Origin of the sequence: Shewanella sp. UCD-KL12 (assembly GCF_001957125.1) — a bacterium.
Lineage (GTDB): Bacteria > Pseudomonadota > Gammaproteobacteria > Enterobacterales > Shewanellaceae > Shewanella.
On record NZ_MPHJ01000003.1, the window covers coordinates 86,039 to 105,094 of the forward strand.

Below are 19,056 nucleotides of genomic sequence, written 5' to 3' on the forward strand. Positions count from 1 at the left end.
TTGGAGTTTATGGCTGTTAGTCCATATTCCATACTGTTTGTTATCATTTAATTATTCAAGAGTGACGCAAAATATGTCAATGCCTTCCATAGATCTTGACTGTGCTAAATGTGGCTTTCATGGCAGTTCCTCAGTAGTTTGGGGACAGTTTTTCTATCTTCTAGATGGCTATCAAATCCCTTTGAATAGGCATTTAGGTTGGTGCCATGACTGTGGATCATTTAAGCCAATAGAGTATTTTGATCCTGATGGCTGTTTTCGAAAAATCATTGAATCTAGAGAAGAGCTCAAACGGTTTAAAACGAGAACATTGATGCAACTTCTTAGTAAGTCAGCGCGTGACATGGTGAGACATTACCAAGGAGTAATTGACCAGCAAACCTTAATTCTTCACCTCATCTCAAAGCGGATAAATACAGAGAAGTGCCTGGACTGTGGCAGTAGTCATGTGAGTCCCTTTGATGGGGACTACTCGCTCGGGTTTGATGCATTTCAATATTATGGTACTAAACAAACAGGCTTTATTCACCCTGGCTGTGGTGGTGAGTTTATTGCAACTCCTAACCCTATGCGTTTCCACAGGAGCTTTACTTCTCAATATTACAACTTTGATGGGTTAGAAGCTCAAGGAATATAATTGGAAAATATACAGAACGAGTTCGCTCGTCAGGGCGTCTACTTAAGAGGTAGTAATGTTGGAAAAAATATTTGGTAGTGTAGGTGCTTCATCGATTTTCATTGCTCCGTTAGTCTGCTTGCCTGCAATTATCTCTATTGGTTACTCGCTCGCTACAGAGCAAGAGTTATCTTGGTTTGATATATTTTGCGGTATCGCAGCAATCGTGATTCTTTCTGGCTGGGTTGTAACGGTATGGGATTGCATGCGAATAAAGCCTGAGGCCAAAAGCTATAAAGAACTAGCTATAGATGCTGCTAAGCTCAAAATAAAAAAGAAGGCTACAGAGGTCATAGGAAGGGAGGGAAGTGAGTCATAAGACTCGAGGCAGTCCAGTTTGGGGTTATTTCCAAATATAATCGAATTTAAAATAGTTAGATAAAGCCATACTATCACCAATTTGAATCGAGAGCAGTAATCTGGGAATTGCCTGATTTACTGCCCTCATTATAGGTATGAATGCCTATGCTCATTAAAGAAAAGAGGTTACTCGTGCTAGTTAGTCATTGTTAAGACCGAGTCCAGCCTTCATCAGGTACCACGTTGTATAAGCAAGTTTTACCGCTTAACACTAATAAGTGAACCCAGGATGAGTAAGGGATACTCGATACCTCATCTCGTTCACCATCACACCACTTCCTAAGTACTTTTGTCTTATCTTTGCTCGCAGTTTTGAGGCCAAGCATTCTGGCTATATCAGTCTTGCAGTGACCAATAAATATCATAGTATCTATGACCTGTATAACTTCAGCATTAGTTGGATCACGATACTTGGGATCGTCGATGTTTCTATACGAGTCAAGTCTAATTGGGTTCATAAAATAGACTAAGCCAACATGTCGCTTCATCTTCCTGAAGGATTCCATGACCTCGTGCTCGTCAAGATCGCCTACATCATTCACTTTATCCAAAACTCAACTCCGAATTATTTATGTGAATCAAGAATACACCTCGTAAGGAGGGAACACAAGTTAATACCCTCCATATTCATTCAACGGTTGAAAATATGATTAATATCAATATGTGGGGATTTTTCGTGTATTTTTACCTCTTTGGAGGGTTTTTTGGTTGCAGCCCTCTGTTTTGCGTGTAAAATGCCGTCGTAGAAACATCAGGGTAACACTGATAGTGATTATGGTGCTTAAAAGTAACAGTTGAACAGGTACTTAACGACCTTTGCACCTTTACCGAGCTGTTCTTACAAGTCGATTAAGATCAAACCCAATAAATGAGAGAGTGAAATGATTAACGAAAATGTATGTATCTTATCAACTTGCTCTATCTGCAAGGCTGAACTATCACACCGAGAAGTTAATGGACTTCCTGTTTGTCGTTCATGTGAGCCTGTCAGTGATGTTATTGAGAACATGTGGGTTGTAGTTGGGCACTACGGTGATGACGACGCTTACATAGAAGTTATTATCGCCGAGAGTGAAGAGGTGGCAAGAGAGCGTTTTTCTGAGTTTATGGATGCTCAAGCGCAAGGGAGTGAACATTGGATCACTGGCTCTTCACAACTTCACCACGCAATTGCTCAAAGAGTGGTGGTGTTGTAGTGGCTACTGTATGCATTTTTGTTGGCTTGATTGGTTTAGCATTTTTAAAACTCAACAGTATCGAGTTGTGAGCATCTTTAGCATAGATGAGGCGGTTATCAAAGCTGCAGGAGTTACCTGATGGATATGGGAACTGTAAGTTCAATCTTAATCATGATTGCGATTGTGTGGTGGTCTTGGGTTATACATTGCGCTCATAAGGCTGACATTCTTAAGTCTAGGGCTGAAATTGCAAAAGCTGACAAGTTATTAGTCGAGCAACAACTCGCAGAGATGCATTCAGAGCTAGAGAGACTAACAGTCATTAGAGCAAGTCTTGAGTATCAACTCTCCAAATTAAAGAGAAGAAGCAGCTTAAGGTAAAGGGAGGTTTAGATATGGCTGACTAAAGCGACTAATGGCTCAAAAGGGTTGTGGCATTTCAGTATCAATATAGCCATCAGAGATTTACATCTATCTACCTAATGAAAGCCTTACACATAATTTTCAATAAACAAGAGACTGGACCATGAGTGTAGTAGAACAAAAAACTCAGGTTATAAAGAAGATAGGTGCAGTTGAGGCTGAAATTGAAGCGCTAAATTTTGAGTCACAATCAATCCAAGAAAGATATCGAAACAAAGAGACTAACTTCACATTAAAAATAAAAGAGCTAAGAAAGCTGGCCGCAGAGATGCTTCTAAGAAGGCAAGCACTAGAGGATAGAGTTGCTGTACTTATATCGAAAAACAGTAATGTTGACGTTTCTATGAGTCGTTTTAATAGCTTTAACTTGTCTGAAGTTCAAAAAGAGGTGGCAACAAAAAAGTTAGGTATTAGTGCTATTAGCAAGGAGCTAAACAGGATTGAGGGGGAGGTTGAGGCTTTAAGGAGGGAATTGAAGGAGGACAAGCGAGCTGTGAATAAGTCAGTGAGCTTTATCGTCGAGACTATTGGAGGTTTCGAATCACTGCTTAGCCAAAATATAGAGCAAGAGAAAGCTCTATCAAAGATTATCAGTTTAGCTGAGGTACCAGAGCCGATAAGTAAAAATCCTGGAAGCAAGCTGAACAATATCAACTTATTAATTTTGTTGATTATCCATGCTGCTGGAGTCGTTGTTATTTCTGTAGCGCTCCCAGCTTTATCTATAGCCGCAATTGCCGCTGCTGCTATTAATCTTTGGCGATTATTTAAAAATAGAAAAAATACTAAATAAAACAATAACCCAAATGGGTTGAATAGGAAAATATCAATGAAAAAGCTGTTATTTATTGCCCTGTTGGCTTCATTTTGTGTAAATGCTGGTTTTGCCCAGAAGGTAGGGGCGTCTTTTGCTGCTAAGTATGAGGTTTGTGCTTTAAAGCTAAAAGATACGCCAGGCTACAAGCTTAAAGCACTCGGGTTAAAGATAAAGGCTGATGAGATAGGTCGTGAGCATGTAGGTAAAGGGGATTACATCGAAGCATTTTTAAAAGAGAAGAAAAAAGCTTGGCTTATTTCACCACAGAAGTGCAAAAAATTCGCAGACAAACTTTAGGGCGTTTTTCCACCATTTCCGTGTGGATATGGTTTTTTATAGTAAGAGAACGGTAGTGATAAAAGTAATATTGGCTTCCTGAAGTACTAGAAAAATATTTACATGAAACGCTTCCTTTATAGGGATAAATCTTTATGTAACAGAATTAACTGTGGCAACCAAGAATGTTGTAAATAGTGGATAAACATGTTTGCCCCTGCTGTGGCGGGGAGATGATAAGGGCAACCCAAAGTCGATATATGTTTTGCTGTACCAACGATCTTGTTTCGCAATACAGCGGGTTTAAAAACAACGTCAGTGCGTGTCTTATAAGGAGAGGCGATTGAAACATAATAAAGGTTTTACATTAATCGAGCTTGTAGTCGTGGTCATAATTTTGGGAATTTTAGCCATTACTGCAGCGCCTAGATTCATCAGCTTGAGTGATGATGCGGCAAACGCCTCACTTAAGGCGATGAAAGGAACGATTGATAGTGCCCTAATCATATCTTACGCCAAGATGGCTATAGAAGGTAAGGAGGGCTCAGCCTCTGCTCAACCTGAATTTTGTTCTGATTGTGATCTGTTCGCTTACGGCTATCCAACCAATGCCTATGCTGATCTACCAAGGCTAGTTGAAAACATGACGCAGTCAATCGGTGGCACTGGTGATGCTGACTGGCTTGTGACCCCAAGCTTCGGTGCCGGGGAATCTTGGATCTATTCAAAAATACATGCAGACAGAAAATGCTGGCTTGTTTATCAACCACCAACGGAGAGTAACAAGAAGTACAGCCTAGAGGTGGTTAGCTGTAAATAGGTGAGTAATATTAAACTCTAAATTGAGTGATGGTCGCTTGATGCAAAAGGAAGTGTTAGATATAAAAAAGGCCAACCATTCTTGTAATAAGAAGTGGTTGGCCTTTTTTAGTATTTGGTGGAGGCGGCGGGGCTCGAACCCGCGTCCAAAAAGCCTACATCCAAGGCGCTACATGCTTAGTCTCTCTTTTGGTTAACCAAGTACACTCCGAAAGACAGGATTGCATTTGGCGAGTTCAGTACTGTTTCGCGGTTCACCCCTGAACGTGGTTCCCTCGCTATCAAATGTAAAGGTGACCATCTTAATACTCTGCCCATTTGATAAACGTGAGCAAGATGGCTAGCTAGCCTAAGCTGCTAGAGAGTAGTTAGAGTCGTTTGCAACTATAACAGTGCGGCTTTTTACGAGGCCAACCGCCCCTCGGCATGCTCCCAGGGTTTCGAGAATCTTGTCGAATCCAGAATCGCCCCCAAGTACAAAACAAGTGTAACGCGTTGCGACTTGATTACCAAGCCTGTTTTGCAACTCGCTATACCGTTTGTTCGTTATCCAACCGTTTTAGATAAGCTTTAACTTACTTTCTACGCTCGGATTGTTGTGTATCGTTTTTTTATCGCTGCTCTTTGTTGCTCAAAGCTGCTTACTGCTGTACCGCTTTCTTCATGGTACGTGCTTTTTCAATCTGCCATTCTCTGTCTTTAGTGTCGTCACGCTTATCGTGCTCTTTCTTACCTTTACCAAGACCAATCTCGATTTTTACCCAAGCACCTTTTTGCCAATACATTGAGATTGGAACAATAGAGTAGCCTTTGCGATCAACTAGCCCTTGTAGCTTATCTAGCTCTTTGCGCTTGAGCAGAAGTTTGCGTGAGCGCATAGGATCGCACACTACATGGGTTGAGGCGGTATTCAGTGGGGCTATGGTACAACCGAAGAGAAAGGCTTCACCATCTCTCATAAATACATAGCTCTCAGACAAGTTTACCTTGCCCATACGAATAGACTTAACTTCCCATCCCATTAAGGATAGACCTGCTTCCATCTTCTCTTCGAACTTATAATCGAAGGTTGCGCGTTTATTACGTGCAATTGATGCGGAGGAGTTTTTTGATTTTTTTGCGTTTTTCTTAGCCATAGGCTGGCTATTATACGCAGGGACAGACTTTTTGGAATTGCTGCTAACGAAATATTCAAACATTTATGCACAATAGCGTGGGTTTGTTTGGTTTTTGAGCAAAAGTTAACCCTCTAAGGGGATTCTTAGGATGTAGACCTGTATCGACTTCAACAATCTAACTAGAACCTGAGGAGGTAAATATGCGTTTTTCTACGTTCGTGTTAAAATCCTTTCATTAGTGCTCTGCAGTAAGTTATTCAGTTGCTGCAATGCTCGTTCGTTTAATCAAGTTGTTGAGATAACTGTTTCAGGTAAGAGAGTCGAATGCCCCAAATATCCCGCAGTGTGTTAGTGCGCTTTAGTGCAATGCAGATGTATGAAATTGTCAATGATGTTGAATCTTATAAAGAGTTTTTGCCCGGCTGCGTTGGCGGGAAAGTACTCGAGTTTGATGGCGAGACCATGCTTGCATCGGTTGATGTATCTAAAGCGGGTATCAGCAAGACGTTTACGACGATAAATCAAGTGGTCCCAGGCAAGAGTATTCAATTAGCATTAGATAATGGCCCTTTCAACCACCTGATAGGTGAATGGCGCTTTACTGAGTTGACCGAAGATGCCTGTAAAATCGATTTTGAATTGAACTTTGAATTTTCCAGCTCTTTGGTTGAGATAGCCTTTGGCAAAGTGTTTAAAGAGCTAATGTCATCCATGGTGACTGCATTCACTGGGCGAGCTAAAGTTATTTATCAATAAAATCTAGTGCTTAGCCACGAGAAAGTTTCATATTAGAAAGAGAAAAGTTGATGAACTTAGATCAGGAAAACTTTGCAGTTGAAGTTATCTACGCTTTACCTACACAACAAAAGCGCATTCAGATAAAAGTTGCTCCGGGGACGACTTGTATCGAAGCTGTTGAGTTAAGTGGAATGAAGGCTTATTTCCCAGAGATTGATCTCGACAGTGTAAAACTGGGTATTTTTAGTCGATTGGTTAAGCATACTGAAGTGTTAACGCCAGGGCAGCGAGTTGAGATCTACAGGCCTTTGATTGCCGACCCTAAAGATGTGCGTCGTAGGCGTGCTGAAAAGGCAAAAGATGAAGGGCGAATCAATAAAAAAACTGGTGCTAAAGTTTAGACGCTATTACTTAATAGATATTTAATCGAATTGCTATAGATACTGCCTTGGAATGTCCAAGGCAGAGCTACAAACAATAGCTTTAAAAAAGTTTATTCAAACTTCTTTTGTGCCTGCGATTCAGGATCATCTTCTTCAACTAATGGTTTAGTATCTGGTCTCTGTTCTGGGATCAATGGTTCTTCATCGCCCTCAACAGACTTTTCAGTTGTTGCTTCTATCGAAGGAGCGTCAGGTAATCGGCTCTGTTCGAGAGGTGTATCAAAATCTTCAGCAAGATCGTAATCACCAACCACCTTAGTCAATTGATCATTTTCATTAAAATGAATGATCAGTTCTTTATGAATGATGCTGGCATCACGGCCACTTTTATAATGGTAAACATAGTACCAAGTATCATCAGCAAAACTATCACGTAACACAGGCTTACCGAGTATGTATTCAACCTGCTCTTTCGTCATCTCGATACGTAGTTTTTCAACCTGCTGAGTTTCCATATAGTTGCCCTGCGGGATATCGGGTTTATAGATCAACCAGTCAAAAACGCTACAGCCAGATATGGATAACGAGAGCGCAGCTGCGCCCAAAAGGGTGAGACTTTTCTTTTTAAATGTCATTGAATACGCTACTTCATAAAAATCTGTCGGTCATCATACCCAAGCACGGGCCTCGATGACAAGGCTTATCGTTGTAGGGCTGATGAAACACTTTGCCTAAATACAGTGGTTTAAATCTTGTTACCTATTTTTGAGACATAGGTAGAGCGACTATAACATCGTCACCGGCTGCATATGTCCACCATTTTGATAAAGCAAAAAAATTTTGGTAACGCTTCGACACTGCTTTATACGGTTGGTTCCAATATTTTGAGCCATTTTTATCATTTAGATACGCTTGAGTCTATTCCTGTGAGTTGTGTTCTTAATAAAAGGAGGAGCTCTACCTTGTTCGTGACTACTATCACTAAGTATTAACATCTTTATGAGGGGGATGATTTTTAGAGATAGATTGAGCTGCAACATATTAATTTGTTTAAAGTTGTCTACGAGGCAATAAGCACTTGCAAACTGGTATGAAAGTTATGAGAATGTGTTTGGCTTTAAATAGTTCAGGAAAAATGAATGTCAGTGCAGATAGGTGCTCAAAAAGGTAGCTTAGTGTGTGTTGGTACAGGGTTAAACCTAGCTGGACAAATTAGTGTGCTGAGTAAGAGTTATATTGAAAATGCCGATATCGTTTTTTCGTTAGTTCCTGATGGATTCGCTCAACGCTGGCTTGAAACTCTCAATAACAATGTATCTAGTCTTCAACCTTTCTATGCACAGGAGGATGAGGTTAAGAGCCGGCGAGAAACCTATAACCAAATGGTGCAAGCTATCTTAAGTGAAGTGCGTAATGGCAGCAAAGTTGTTTGCGCGCTTTATGGCCATCCAGGGGTGTTTGCCTGTGTTTCTCACTTTGCTATTGAACAAGCAAGAGGCGAAGGATACAGCGCCATGATGGAGCCCGGTATTTCTGCTGAAGCTTGCTTATGGGCCGATTTAGGTATTGATCCTGGTAAGTCGGGCCATCAAAGCTTTGAAGCTAGCCAGTTTATGTTTTATAAGCATGTGCCAGACCCTACAACACACCTGGTTTTATGGCAGATAGGTATTGCTGGCGAACATACGCTGACAGAGTTTAATACGTCACCAGATAAACTACAGGTACTGGTCGAGCAGCTTAATGAATGGTATCCGTTAGCGCACGAGATCACTATTTATGAAGCGCCCAATTTGCCAACACAGCAAGCAAGGGTAGATAAGTTAGCTTTAAAAGATCTGCCTTTTGCTCGTTTAACAGCTATTAGCACTTTAATGATCCCCCCATCTCAGTCTTTGGAGATAAACCATAAGGTTTTAGCCAAATTAGGGATCACTGCAGCCGATTTGGGTTAAAGCTAGTGCTAGAAGACAAATAGTTAATTTGAAAGAGAAACCTACAACTAAGCTAGCTGTAAACTAAACCATAACAAAAAGGAAATGTTGATGTCGAAGTTAAATGATCTATTAGAAAACCTAAGCTCAGATGCAAACTTAAAAGCGAAATACCTTGAAAACCCTGAATTGGTGATGGAAGAAGCTGGGTTAAATGATAAGGAGAAAGCTGCAATGCGTTCTGGTGATGAGAAAAGCCTAACTGACCTTACAGGTGATAAAAAGGCATACGGAAAGTATATCGTTAATCCAGATTAAAATACTAAGTGAATGCTTGATCACCTAGCTTTTACTGACTCAATGGTAAAAAACAGGGTAATTTTGCTATCATTCAACACTGAACTGATTAAGCGTAGTTATGAAAGTAAAACGTAACTGCGCTTTTTAATCACTAAAAGCCTTTCAGGTGTCTTTGTGATTATTAGTATGTGTCAATTCTATTTTAAAGGTGAGATAAGCAATATTGGCTTCACTAAGACGTATGCTTGATAGGAAAAGTAAAATGATAAATGATTATTCAATAACGTTAGCTATGAAGAATCATTTTTCAATGCATGCTAGCCATGTCATATCTCACCTTAAGATCATTGCTACTTTATTTGCTCTGCTAGTTAGCCATTTTACGCAAGCTGAAGAGGTGAGCCTCTCTCAACTTAATTCTCATCTCACCATGTTGGAAGCTAAACGCACAATTGACCCAGCGTTAGTCTCTCTTTCTATAAAAGAGTTAGATAAACTCTTAGTGAGTATGGACGACACCCAAAAAGTACGCTTCATGTTACTGAAAGCTCACTCATACTCTTTAGCTGGAAGGATTGAGGAAGCTATATCAATTTTATCCTCAAGTGATGAGTTTAATACTGCTGAGATGCAGAAGTACGAAACACGAAAGTTGGCACTTTTAGCCAATATATACTCTCACGATAACCAGTTTGAAAAAGCATTTCACACACTACATCTATTGATCCCAAAACTGATTACTGTCGATGATATAGAAAGTGAAGTATTCGGATACAGGTTAGCTGTAGAGTTACTACAACAGATAAATCTGTATACAGAAGCATTAAAGTATGCGACGACTCTATACGCTAAATTGGATCGCTACACTGAGCTACGACATCGTTGTTTTGTCACTTTTTCATACGCTAAAAGCGTATACGGTGTACACAAAAGCGATCCTAATTACTGGGGAGAGATCGTTTCCTTACATGAGGGAGCCTATACAGCTTGTGAACTCTCCGGTGAGAAAATGTTTATGTCAGGGGGGCTACGTGAGATCGCTGATATAGAGATCAAGATGGGTAACCTTGCTAAAGCAAAGCAATTACTCTTGAAATCAATCGATCTATCTCGAGCAATTTTCTATGAGCTTGAAGTGGCAGAAGCTGAGTTACAGCTTTCGTCAGTAGATATACTTGAACAAGAGCTTACTTCAAGCCAAGTCCGCTTAAGTAAAGCATTGGGCATTGCTGAAACGCTAAAAGATAAAAAGTTGCTAGCGGATGTATATAAAGCTATATCAGAATTAAATGAGCTAGAAGGTAACAGTGCGGAATCCCTACAAAACCTCAAACTATATCAGAGCTATTATTCGAAAGTTTTAGGAGAGACTCAAAGCAAGATCGTCGCCTTCGAAACCACCAAATTAGATTACCTTGAGAAAGAGCGCCAAATTCGCTATCTAAATCAAGAGCGAGAATTGTACACCACTAAAAGGGAGTTGATTGAGTCCCAACGTAACAATGAGCATATGCTGCTCACCTTAATCATTGGTGGCTCAATACTGCTTGCCATCTTTGCACTTGTACTGTTATTTCAGAAGCGAAAATATAAGCGTTTAGCTCAACTCGATACCCTGACCGGGATCTTTAACCGAGGAACGGCACAAAATATCGGTGAAAATAGCTTTATCCAGGCTGCGACCAAAGGTGAGTCATTCAGTGTTGTCATGTTTGACTTAGATAACTTTAAAAACATCAACGACAACTATGGTCATGGCACAGGCGACTGGGTGTTAAAGAAAGTTGCTGAGGTGATAGACAAACACTGTCGACGGGATGATACCTTTGCACGTTTTGGCGGTGAAGAGTTTGCGCTATTTTTACCTGATACTAAAAGTGATATTGCAGAGAGTTTTGCCCATGAGTGCTGCGAAATTATTCGACAGATAAATACAAAATACTCAGGGCATAGCTTTAAGGTTACCGCTAGCTTTGGTGTGACCTCAAATACTCAGAGTGACCTGAGTCTAGACCCGCTATTACATAGAGCTGATATTGCCATGTATTGCTCTAAAAAGCAGGGACGTAATAGGGTGTCAGTATACCATGCTGATATGGAGCAAAGCCGCGCAGGCTATCAAGCTAGCAAGTTTGCATTAGGCTAATTAGGTTAACTTAAGCCCTTTTTAGCCTATTTGACTTAAACCTTGTCGACTCGATCTGAAGTATGGTTAAAACCTAGTCCTGAGTGTGGCGCTTGTTTCTAAACCTGCGGCTACACGATTCTTCGGTGGTTAACCTGCAGGTGATTTCAGAGCCTCTCAAGTTAGCCCTCTTAAGTTAGTTCTCTTAAGTTAGTTCTCTGATGCTAGCCTTCTCAAGTGAGCGATAATATCCCTTCCTTGTTATTACCTCCTCGCCCGTAAATCTATCAGCATTTTTATGTTACTGCCTAGCGTGGCATGCCCATTCTTTACTTGTCATCTGAGTTCAGTCGCTGAAATATTCGTCGATTAGTAAATTTTTTCCTCTTGAACCAATGTTTTTTTGCATGTTGATCGACATACAAAAAACAGTTTTGTTAAACCTCTGTTAACAGCTGTTGGTGGTTTGCTAACCTTTACGTCAAGGTAATAGTTAAACGGTCGTTTTAATTCGTCTTGATTCTACTGTTATATAAATATCTGAAAATACGTATTTTTTTAATATTCCTTTAGGGTAAGTGATAAACAAAGCCGTTATTGACTGGTGAGTAATACCTACAAGTCTAATGTAAAGTTTATGTTCCGATGTGGTTTTTTATTACGTAACTGGTTTTAGCTTAAGTGCTGTGGTCAATTTGTCTGACAAGTTAAAAATATAAATGTGTTACTTGTTTGAAGGATTTTGTAATTAACTGTATTTAAATAACTTTATTCTTTGTGGTTGGTGTTGTTTTTGCCATTGTCACTGTTTTTATGACCTGCTTTAATCGGACCGCTTGTAATGCTTGGGCATTGCAAACTGAATACTAACTGAGTAGGTTTTGTTCAAAAGCAGACATATTTGATTGCAAGATCACAGGTTGCCGGGGTTTAGCTTGGGGTCAGTCTGCAATCTATGTTGAAAATACTGAGGGAAGTAAAATGACGCATGAAACATGTGAAGCGATAAAGCATCAGCCAAAATTTAGACGTTTAGATGTGGGGGAGCCGATGCAGGCGCTTTCAGCCACGGCTCTTTCTGCTTCTAACTCAACGTCATTTGCAATTGAAGATAATGATATTGCCACAATGGCTGCCGAATCTTCACTATCGCAGAAGCAAGATAGTTTGAATAGCGATAGTGTAAAACCTGCAGGGCTTAAAATTGTCGGTGACCATGTTAATGGGCAAGAAGCTATTTTTACTGAAGGCTCACTGAGCTTGTTATCTCTTTTGTGTGATCATTTTTCAGCGGATATTCCTCAGCTATTAAAGTTACGAGAAGATAAGCAAGCTGAGATTGACTCAGGTGTGTTGCCTGACTTTTTAGCTAACACAAAATCAGTGAGGGAGGGGAGCTGGCAGATCAGAGGTATCCCTGATGACTTAACTGATAGGCGAGTGGAGATCACTGGCCCCGTTGACCGTAAGATGATCATCAATGCGTTGAATGCCGACGTAAAAGTATTTATGGCTGACTTTGAAGATTCGCTTGCACCTAGCTGGAGTAAGCTTGTTCAAGGGCTGATAAATCTACGTGACGCAGTTAGAGGGGACATTGAGTATACCCAGCCTGAAACAGGTAAAAATTATAAATTAGAAGATGATCCTGCTGTATTAGTTTGTCGAATTAGAGGGCTACATCTGCTTGAAAAGCATGTGGAGTTTGCTAATTCCAGCATACCGGCAGCTTTATTCGATTTTGCTATGTTTTTCCACAACAACTATCGGCAACTGCTCAGTAAAGGTAGTGGCCCCTATTTTTATATTCCAAAACTTGAAAGTCATCTCGAAGCACGTTGGTGGGCAAAGGTATTTGCCTTTGTTGAGGAGCGCTTCTGTTTACAGCCTGGAACAATAAAATGTACCTGCTTAATTGAGACGCTTCCGGCCGTATTCGAGATGGAAGAGATCTTGTTTGAGCTTCGTTCAAATATTGTCGCACTTAACTGTGGGCGCTGGGACTATATCTTTAGTTATATCAAAACCCTCAAAAACCACAGTGAGTTTGCTTTACCACAAAGACAATCTATCACCATGGATAAAGACTTTTTAAGTGCTTATTCACGCTTGTTAGTGAAGGTTTGCCATAAGCGGGGCGCATTGGCTTTGGGGGGCATGGCAGCATTAATTCCTACAAAAGATGAACACACTAATCAAACAGTATTAGATAAAGTACGTCGTGATAAAGAGCTAGAAGCTCGAAATGGACATGATGGCACTTGGATAGCGCATCCTGGCTTAGCAAAAACAGCGTTAGCAGTGTTTAACCAATATATCGGTGAAGGTTACTGCAATCAGTTGCATATTACTCGAGATGTTGACGGCCCCATACGATCTCAAGAGTTACTAAAAGCATGTGATGGTGAGCGTACTGAGGTTGGGATGCGGCTGAATATTCGCGTAGCGGTGCAATACATTGAGGCTTGGCTCAGAGGTCATGCTTGTGTGCCAATCTATGGCTTGATGGAAGATATGGCTACCGCAGAGATCTGCCGTACTGCCATCTGGCAATGGATTAAACATAAGGAGAAGTTATCTAGCGGTGAGCAAGTAACTAAATCGCTGTTTACTCAAATGCTCAAGGAGGAGATGAGCAATATTATGTTAGAGGTGGGAGAGTCTACTTTTGCTAATGGCAGGTATGTTGAGGCTGCAGAGCTGTTTACCCAGATAACAACAGCAGATGAACTGGTTGATTTTCTCACTCAACCTGGATATGACCTGTTAACAGCTTAAGCCTAATAAAGAGACTCATAAGTTAATCTATTTTCAATTTGCTGCTTTGCAGCCGTTGTCCCCCGTGCAGTATTCCTACGTGCTGCATGGGTTTTTCTTACTAATACTGCACAGAGTACCAATGAGTGCACCTCGCTTTACCTAGACATTGCTACGACAATGTTTGCTTGTGTTTGCGGCTCAATAGAGCCGCATTTTTTTATTGAATTTTTAAGTTTGCTTAAGCGTTAAAAACAGGCATTATTTTATCCCTCAATTCGACCTTAACACCCCTTGTATAGAGGTAACCGCCTACAAATTAGGCTGTTATTAATTATCTCTTTAGATAAACTATCTTTATTGGTAAAGCTTGTATTAATTATGTTATAAAAATTTATGCCTATACTTTAGATAGTTGCAGTTTAAGACTGCATTAGATGTTATTTAGGGGATAGCTATGCTGTCATTTGTCAAAATAAAATCACGTTAAGGCCACAATGCAGACTCAATCTCAGGTTAAATCGAAGGGAGTCGATTACTGGACCAAACGCATCAGCGATCAGGAGATGCCGGCATTATGCTCTACTGTTAAAACATTAGAGAAGCTAGCTAAAGATGACGTTTCTTCACTCGGTTTACTGGGGAAGAGCGTGATGCACGACAATGCACTGACCTCTCGGATATTAAGAGTGGCAAATAGTGCAACTTATAGTAAAGGCCAAAGCCAAGTGACGACAGTCAGTCGTGCCACTGTGGTCCTTGGTTTCGATACCATACGTAATATCTGTATAACCGCTAAATTGCTCAGCAGTCTGCTTGAATCTGAAGGTTTATCAGAGCCTGTGTATCAGCGGCTTATTAAATTAATGGCCCGTGCATTTCAAGCCGCTATGCTCGCAAAAATGATGCTAAGAGATCATGATGAGGAGTTGCAAGAGGAGGTGTTTATAGCATCGCTTCTGTATCACCTCGGTGAGAGTGCTTTTTGGAGTATTGGCAGTGAAGAAGCCATCGCGTTAGATGCTTCAATGGAAAGCTGTACAGATAGTAAAGAGGAGAAAGCCGTTATTCGAGAGATGTTAGGTACCTCCTTTAATAAACTCTCGTTGGGTATTGCTCGAAGCTGGGGATTGGGCGATGTGCTGCTTAAGTCATTGAGCAATCCTGATACCCGCACGCCTGAGATCCGTAGTATCTTTTTAGCTAATGAGATAAGCGAAATACTAGCAAGAGAAAATCCTGCACCTGAAGAGTTACAACATAGGCTCAAGCAAGCCGCCAATATGCTAGATATTGAAGTCGATGAACTAAAGGGGCGTATGGTTCGCTGCAGTAATGCAACTAAGAAGCTTGCTGAAGCCTACGGTGCAAAGGTGTTGGTCGATTATTTACCCGACCCCAAGCACCTGAGAAAAGATCTTGAAGCAGAGATCAATGCACCTATCGTGCGAATGCCTGATATGACGATACAGCTTAAAAAGCTCAGAGAGCTGACTCATTGTGCTGTAAGCAAGGCCGACTTTAATCAGGTGATCACCATTTGTCTGGAAGGGGTATTGCAGGGCGTTGGAGTAGATCGTTGCGGGGTTTTACTTCTATCACCTAATCGCAAACGCTTGCAGCCAAGGATTGCACTTGGCGAAGGTGCTGAGAAGATGAAAAGTGAGTTTATTATCACCTTAGAGCAACCTCAATGTCTTTTCTGTGATTGTATAGAGCTAAAACAGCCAATGTTTGTTGATGATCCTGTTTCTCCTAAGTGGCGTCTTTATATGGATGACGAGCTTAAAAATAAAACATCAGCAACAGGTTTTATGATAGCGCCTTTAATAATTGATCAGAAAGTGATTGGCATGTTTTACGCCGATAGAGATAGTTCTCAGAGAAAATTCAATCAGGGTGAGTTTGATAATTTTACTCATTTTACAGAGTTAGCCAATGTATGCTTGGGCGCGGCAATGGGGCATTAAGAGAATTTTTTGAGGTATGAGCCTTTATCAAGCTCATACCTTATTCCTTTAAGAATGCAAACCCTTAAGAGCTCATACCTTAGGCTTACATTTTTGATTTTATGCGTGTGGTTATCTCTTTTGCAATCTCATTCGGAATGGGAAAGCTAAGGTGATATTGCGCGACTTTCCAACCTTTATCAGTCTTGATTAAGGTTCCTGTGCCTCGGCTTAGTCCGTATGAAGCACTGTCTAATAGCTCGTCAAACATCAGCACTTGATCTTTGTGCTGTGTATAAGCGGATATTAAAGTTCGCGACTTAGGTTCGTATGTCCAACCGTCGGTCGGCCGGGCATACCCTTCAAACTCAGTCATGCCCCAATGTTCTGTCGCATCAGTACCGATAAAAACAGCATCTGGCAGATATAAGCTAAAATATACCTCCCAATCTGCTAAGCTGGCAGCTCGGTGCAGTTGGTCTAAGACGGCATTAGCTTCTGGGTAAGCAATGACTGAGGTATTAGTCATTGGATTAACTTGCGTTTCATTGGTTTCATTGGTTTCGTTGGCATAAGCGTACGAGGTAGTAAAGGCAAGAGACGTGATTATAGCCAGTGGTATGTTCCACCTGTTTTTTGCCGCTTTATAAGAAAAACTTTTCGCCATTGTTTACCTCATGATTTCTCAGAATTAGTGTTATTTTTAGAGTTAGTCGTATCATACATACAAACAGCATTAATTGTTCTAACACAAGGTCATCAAACCGTCCCTTCTAGATAGGATTAGCATTTATAGTTAGTGCCAATTAACAGGATCGAGTTTAAAAAATTGGCTGAGCTCTTTATAAAGTGCTCTGTGATATTGATAGACCTCTTTGGGTCGTTCAAAAAATACCTCTGTGACCACGGCGAAAAATTCAGCAGGATTAGTTGCACCATAATAACTAAAGAGTGTGGGGGTATTGTACTTAGCGTGTTGTTGGAGTGCTGCAAACTCCTCACTCAGCACTTTCGACCAATGTGAGTAATCACTGACATTATCTAGGATCGGCGCACCATTAGCATTACCATCTTCTTGATCGAGCTGGTGAGCAAACTCGTGAATAACGACGTTACTGCCGTCGATAGGGTTTGCAGCATCTGCTTGTGCGGTTTGCCAAGAGAGGATAACTTTGCCATTTTGCCAAGACTCACCAGAGAGAATACGTTGACGTTCGCTGATCACACCGCCGCTTTTGTGCTCTTGGTTATTGACGAAAAAGACTGAGGGGTAGACCAATATCTGTTTAAGGTTAGGGTAAAAATCTGTAGAGCGATTAAGCAGAAGTAAGCAGGCTTGCGCTGCAATTGTGATACGGATTTCATCATCTATTTTGATGCCATCACAGCCGACAAACTCCTTTTCAGCGATAAAAATCTGAATATGTTTTTTTAGCTGTAACTGTAGATCGGCTGGGAGTAAACGAAAGTATGGCATGCGTTTTTTTAAAATGGCACGCCATGCTTTGGGAAAGGCTTGCTGCTTAATTTGCTGACGGCGACGCTCACTGCGCCAACGGCTGGAGGCAATCCAAGTTATGCTTGCTATTGCGATGATGCTGACTAATAAAATACCGATCATAAAATACCCTTTATCAATTCCTAATATATTACATAGGGGTTGATTGGCATAATTTCAATCTAATAAAAGTATCTGCCTTATATTGGGTGTACTGAACAAAAAATGCTGACAGCCCGGAAAGTACTCTTTGGGAAAAGTAAGCTGTCAGCTAAGGTTGGGAGAAACGGTTTGTAGCGCTTTGGTTGTTTAATATCATTACTAGCGATTAAAGGGTTAGCAATTTGCCTCAATATTCATTGCTTAGTCGACGATAATCGACGCTTCCTTTTGCTTTCTTTCGTCTTCATCAAGGGAGTAATGATGTTCGATCAGAAAACGAATTAACTTGGACTTCGCAATATCACATCCACTGGCTATTTCGGCCAGGTGAGAAATAGCAGACTCACTTAAGGTAAATGTTGCCTTTCTGAATGGCTCATCGCCTTTACTTATTTTGAGTACAGCCTTTTCCTGAATCGCTTGTCTAACATTCGTTTGACTATGCTTGTCACTACCTTGTTTGGTCACTCTGTGGGGTAACTGAATAACATCAGCCATGATATCGTCATTATGGCTTTGGCCAGCAGCATACATACTTGCATCATCAATAAAGTCTTCAATTAAACTTTCAAGAGACATCTGCATCGGTCTCTGCTTATTGATGGCTGCGGTATTAGACCGCGTAGAGTTTTTCTTGAGATCGGCCAGACCCATAGTCACCTCTCATTTTATTCATCTGTGTAGTTGCTATACGGTTTCTGATCTCTGTTGCACCTTTAGCTTGCAACATCTCACAGGCTATCCCGCGCATTTCAGCAGCCGCTTTGCCTTTTGGCTCAATCTCAATGACTGAAAGGCCCGACTCCTCACTGTCATCATAGATATTCCTGCTATATGTGATAGCGTCGAGTACATTGATGTCGTAAGTGCGGCAAACATCTTTTGCTTCAAAGATACGATTGGATTGGTTAGGTAGACTAGGGCATTGGGTTATCACGAACGATGCGCGCATTTTAGGGTTAATCATCATACAAGTCGCGACGATATCGTCCATATGACTTACCGTTTTTAGATCGCGTCTCTTTGGTCTAAGTGGCATCAGCACATGAGAAGCGACAGACATAGTTGCACGCAAGGCTAGGTTATCCTGACCGCCGCAATCAACAATGACAAAGTCATAATGTTGTTCGAGACTCAGTAGGTCATTGCGAATTTTTCCGTAGAGTTGAACACAATTGATGCTAGGCAGTTCAGGGTTATTATTTCTGGCTTGTATCCAGTCAGACGTGGTTCGTTGTGGATCGCAGTCAACCATAATGATAGATGCGCCACACTCGGCAGTTAAGAATACGGCGATATTTTGTGCTAAACAGCTTTTACCGCTGCCACCTTTTTCGCCGCCGACTAGTATGATCATATATTTCCCCTTACTAAAGTCGCCAAAATTTACACTCTGATTAACTTTGTTTACCAACAACTATTTGTTAAGCACCAGTTATTATCTATTTAGTTCGAATAATAAGTTGAGCAAGCTCGACTTATTCATTTGTTAGCACTGGCGTTAAAGGTAATTTAGTGACTAATTAAAAGTCAGTCAACCTTA

Annotated in this window: 21 protein-coding genes and 1 other RNA gene; 14 read left to right on the top strand and 8 right to left on the bottom strand. The window is 40.9% G+C overall.

The window, feature by feature from the left end; all coding sequences use genetic code 11:
- Positions 1-73: 73 nt before the first annotated feature.
- Positions 74-637, top strand: a complete 564-nt coding sequence (locus BM736_RS08095; protein ID WP_076410717.1) for a hypothetical protein — start codon at positions 74-76, stop codon at positions 635-637.
- Between the two features lie 55 nt (positions 638-692).
- Positions 693-995 (top strand): hypothetical protein, encoded by a 303-nt coding sequence (locus BM736_RS08100; RefSeq protein ID WP_076410719.1) that lies wholly within the window; start codon positions 693-695, stop codon positions 993-995.
- 190 nt (positions 996-1,185) lie between these two features.
- Here the strand turns inward: BM736_RS08100 and BM736_RS08105 are convergent, their stop codons facing one another.
- Positions 1,186-1,587 (bottom strand): hypothetical protein, encoded by a 402-nt coding sequence (locus tag BM736_RS08105; protein WP_076410721.1) that lies wholly within the window; start codon positions 1,585-1,587, stop codon positions 1,186-1,188.
- 330 nt (positions 1,588-1,917) lie between these two features.
- On the opposite strand from BM736_RS08105, the gene BM736_RS08110 reads away from it, so the two are divergent.
- From BM736_RS08110 to BM736_RS25515, 5 genes are all read left to right on the top strand, one after another.
- Entirely contained in the window at positions 1,918-2,232 is a 315-nt protein-coding gene (locus BM736_RS08110) for a hypothetical protein (RefSeq protein WP_076410723.1), read from the top strand.
- A 120-nt stretch (positions 2,233-2,352) separates the two neighbouring features.
- Positions 2,353-2,595 carry a hypothetical protein gene (locus tag BM736_RS08115; protein WP_076410725.1) on the top strand — a complete coding sequence of 81 codons (243 nt, stop codon included), beginning with the start codon at positions 2,353-2,355 and terminating at the stop codon, positions 2,593-2,595.
- 145 nt (positions 2,596-2,740) lie between these two features.
- Positions 2,741-3,430, top strand: coding sequence for a hypothetical protein (locus BM736_RS08120; RefSeq protein WP_076410727.1), 690 nt, complete (start codon positions 2,741-2,743; stop codon positions 3,428-3,430).
- A 36-nt stretch (positions 3,431-3,466) separates the two neighbouring features.
- On the top strand, positions 3,467-3,751 hold the full coding sequence (locus BM736_RS08125; protein ID WP_076410729.1) for a hypothetical protein: 285 nt from the start codon (positions 3,467-3,469) through the stop codon (positions 3,749-3,751).
- A 322-nt stretch (positions 3,752-4,073) separates the two neighbouring features.
- Positions 4,074-4,550, top strand: a complete 477-nt coding sequence (locus BM736_RS25515; protein ID WP_076410732.1) for a type II secretion system protein — start codon at positions 4,074-4,076, stop codon at positions 4,548-4,550.
- A 115-nt stretch (positions 4,551-4,665) separates the two neighbouring features.
- On the opposite strand, the gene ssrA is transcribed toward BM736_RS25515, so the two are convergent.
- Both ssrA and smpB read right to left on the bottom strand, forming a co-directional pair.
- Positions 4,666-5,021, bottom strand: a transfer-messenger RNA (tmRNA) gene (gene ssrA / locus BM736_RS08135).
- Positions 5,022-5,190: 169 nt separating this feature from the next.
- Entirely contained in the window at positions 5,191-5,685 is a 495-nt protein-coding gene (smpB, locus tag BM736_RS08140) for an SsrA-binding protein SmpB (RefSeq protein WP_012141754.1), read from the bottom strand.
- Positions 5,686-5,991: 306 nt separating this feature from the next.
- On the opposite strand from smpB, the gene BM736_RS08145 reads away from it, so the two are divergent.
- A complete protein-coding gene (locus BM736_RS08145) occupies positions 5,992-6,423 on the top strand; it encodes an SRPBCC family protein (protein WP_076410734.1) in 432 nt (143 codons plus the stop codon).
- Between the two features lie 50 nt (positions 6,424-6,473).
- Positions 6,474-6,806: an RnfH family protein gene (locus BM736_RS08150; RefSeq protein ID WP_076410737.1), complete on the top strand. Its 333-nt coding sequence runs from the start codon at positions 6,474-6,476 to the stop codon at positions 6,804-6,806.
- Positions 6,807-6,898: 92 nt separating this feature from the next.
- Here BM736_RS08150 and bamE read toward each other — a convergent pair whose 3' ends face one another.
- Positions 6,899-7,423, bottom strand: coding sequence for an outer membrane protein assembly factor BamE (gene bamE, locus BM736_RS08155; RefSeq protein ID WP_076410739.1), 525 nt, complete (start codon positions 7,421-7,423; stop codon positions 6,899-6,901).
- Between the two features lie 504 nt (positions 7,424-7,927).
- On the opposite strand from bamE, the gene BM736_RS08160 reads away from it, so the two are divergent.
- From BM736_RS08160 to BM736_RS08180, 5 genes are all read left to right on the top strand, one after another.
- Complete coding sequence (locus BM736_RS08160; RefSeq protein ID WP_076410741.1) at positions 7,928-8,743, top strand: SAM-dependent methyltransferase; 816 nt, start codon at positions 7,928-7,930, stop codon at positions 8,741-8,743.
- Between the two features lie 90 nt (positions 8,744-8,833).
- Positions 8,834-9,040 carry a hypothetical protein gene (locus tag BM736_RS08165; RefSeq protein WP_076410743.1) on the top strand — a complete coding sequence of 69 codons (207 nt, stop codon included), beginning with the start codon at positions 8,834-8,836 and terminating at the stop codon, positions 9,038-9,040.
- Positions 9,041-9,284: 244 nt separating this feature from the next.
- Positions 9,285-11,168 carry a GGDEF domain-containing protein gene (locus BM736_RS08170; protein ID WP_076410745.1) on the top strand — a complete coding sequence of 628 codons (1,884 nt, stop codon included), beginning with the start codon at positions 9,285-9,287 and terminating at the stop codon, positions 11,166-11,168.
- A 1,107-nt stretch (positions 11,169-12,275) separates the two neighbouring features.
- Positions 12,276-13,925 (top strand): malate synthase A, encoded by a 1,650-nt coding sequence (gene aceB, locus BM736_RS08175; RefSeq protein ID WP_076411166.1) that lies wholly within the window; start codon positions 12,276-12,278, stop codon positions 13,923-13,925.
- Between the two features lie 476 nt (positions 13,926-14,401).
- Positions 14,402-15,874, top strand: coding sequence for an HDOD domain-containing protein (locus tag BM736_RS08180; protein ID WP_076410747.1), 1,473 nt, complete (start codon positions 14,402-14,404; stop codon positions 15,872-15,874).
- Between the two features lie 85 nt (positions 15,875-15,959).
- Here BM736_RS08180 and BM736_RS08185 read toward each other — a convergent pair whose 3' ends face one another.
- From BM736_RS08185 to BM736_RS08200, 4 genes are all read right to left on the bottom strand, one after another.
- The gene (locus tag BM736_RS08185; protein WP_076410748.1) at positions 15,960-16,520 is read right to left on the bottom strand and encodes a nuclear transport factor 2 family protein; all 561 of its coding nucleotides are present in this window, start codon (positions 16,518-16,520) and stop codon (positions 15,960-15,962) included.
- Between the two features lie 129 nt (positions 16,521-16,649).
- Positions 16,650-17,474: a M90 family metallopeptidase gene (locus BM736_RS08190; protein ID WP_076410750.1), complete on the bottom strand. Its 825-nt coding sequence runs from the start codon at positions 17,472-17,474 to the stop codon at positions 16,650-16,652.
- 240 nt (positions 17,475-17,714) lie between these two features.
- Positions 17,715-18,167 carry a CopG family transcriptional regulator gene (locus tag BM736_RS08195; protein WP_076410752.1) on the bottom strand — a complete coding sequence of 151 codons (453 nt, stop codon included), beginning with the start codon at positions 18,165-18,167 and terminating at the stop codon, positions 17,715-17,717.
- Positions 18,127-18,870, bottom strand: a complete 744-nt coding sequence (locus BM736_RS08200; RefSeq protein WP_076410754.1) for an AAA family ATPase — start codon at positions 18,868-18,870, stop codon at positions 18,127-18,129. The genes BM736_RS08195 and BM736_RS08200 overlap by 41 nt, the downstream gene beginning before the upstream one ends.
- Positions 18,871-19,056: the final 186 nt, after the last annotated feature.

Coding starts and splice junctions, on each gene's coding strand:
- BM736_RS08095 (WP_076410717.1), top strand. CDS start 74: ATGTCAATGCCTTCCATAGATCTTGACTGTGCTAAATGTGGCTTTCAT.
- BM736_RS08100 (WP_076410719.1), top strand. CDS start 693: ATGTTGGAAAAAATATTTGGTAGTGTAGGTGCTTCATCGATTTTCATT.
- BM736_RS08110 (WP_076410723.1), top strand. CDS start 1,918: ATGATTAACGAAAATGTATGTATCTTATCAACTTGCTCTATCTGCAAG.
- BM736_RS08115 (WP_076410725.1), top strand. CDS start 2,353: ATGGATATGGGAACTGTAAGTTCAATCTTAATCATGATTGCGATTGTG.
- BM736_RS08120 (WP_076410727.1), top strand. CDS start 2,741: ATGAGTGTAGTAGAACAAAAAACTCAGGTTATAAAGAAGATAGGTGCA.
- BM736_RS08125 (WP_076410729.1), top strand. CDS start 3,467: ATGAAAAAGCTGTTATTTATTGCCCTGTTGGCTTCATTTTGTGTAAAT.
- smpB (WP_012141754.1), bottom strand. CDS start 5,685: ATGGCTAAGAAAAACGCAAAAAAATCAAAAAACTCCTCCGCATCAATT.
- BM736_RS08145 (WP_076410734.1), top strand. CDS start 5,992: ATGCCCCAAATATCCCGCAGTGTGTTAGTGCGCTTTAGTGCAATGCAG.
- BM736_RS08150 (WP_076410737.1), top strand. CDS start 6,474: ATGAACTTAGATCAGGAAAACTTTGCAGTTGAAGTTATCTACGCTTTA.
- bamE (WP_076410739.1), bottom strand. CDS start 7,423: ATGACATTTAAAAAGAAAAGTCTCACCCTTTTGGGCGCAGCTGCGCTC.
- BM736_RS08160 (WP_076410741.1), top strand. CDS start 7,928: ATGTCAGTGCAGATAGGTGCTCAAAAAGGTAGCTTAGTGTGTGTTGGT.
- BM736_RS08165 (WP_076410743.1), top strand. CDS start 8,834: ATGTCGAAGTTAAATGATCTATTAGAAAACCTAAGCTCAGATGCAAAC.
- BM736_RS08170 (WP_076410745.1), top strand. CDS start 9,285: ATGATAAATGATTATTCAATAACGTTAGCTATGAAGAATCATTTTTCA.
- aceB (WP_076411166.1), top strand. CDS start 12,276: ATGGCTGCCGAATCTTCACTATCGCAGAAGCAAGATAGTTTGAATAGC.
- BM736_RS08180 (WP_076410747.1), top strand. CDS start 14,402: ATGCAGACTCAATCTCAGGTTAAATCGAAGGGAGTCGATTACTGGACC.
- BM736_RS08185 (WP_076410748.1), bottom strand. CDS start 16,520: ATGGCGAAAAGTTTTTCTTATAAAGCGGCAAAAAACAGGTGGAACATA.
- BM736_RS08190 (WP_076410750.1), bottom strand. CDS start 17,474: ATGATCGGTATTTTATTAGTCAGCATCATCGCAATAGCAAGCATAACT.
- BM736_RS08195 (WP_076410752.1), bottom strand. CDS start 18,167: ATGGGTCTGGCCGATCTCAAGAAAAACTCTACGCGGTCTAATACCGCA.
- BM736_RS08200 (WP_076410754.1), bottom strand. CDS start 18,870: ATGATCATACTAGTCGGCGGCGAAAAAGGTGGCAGCGGTAAAAGCTGT.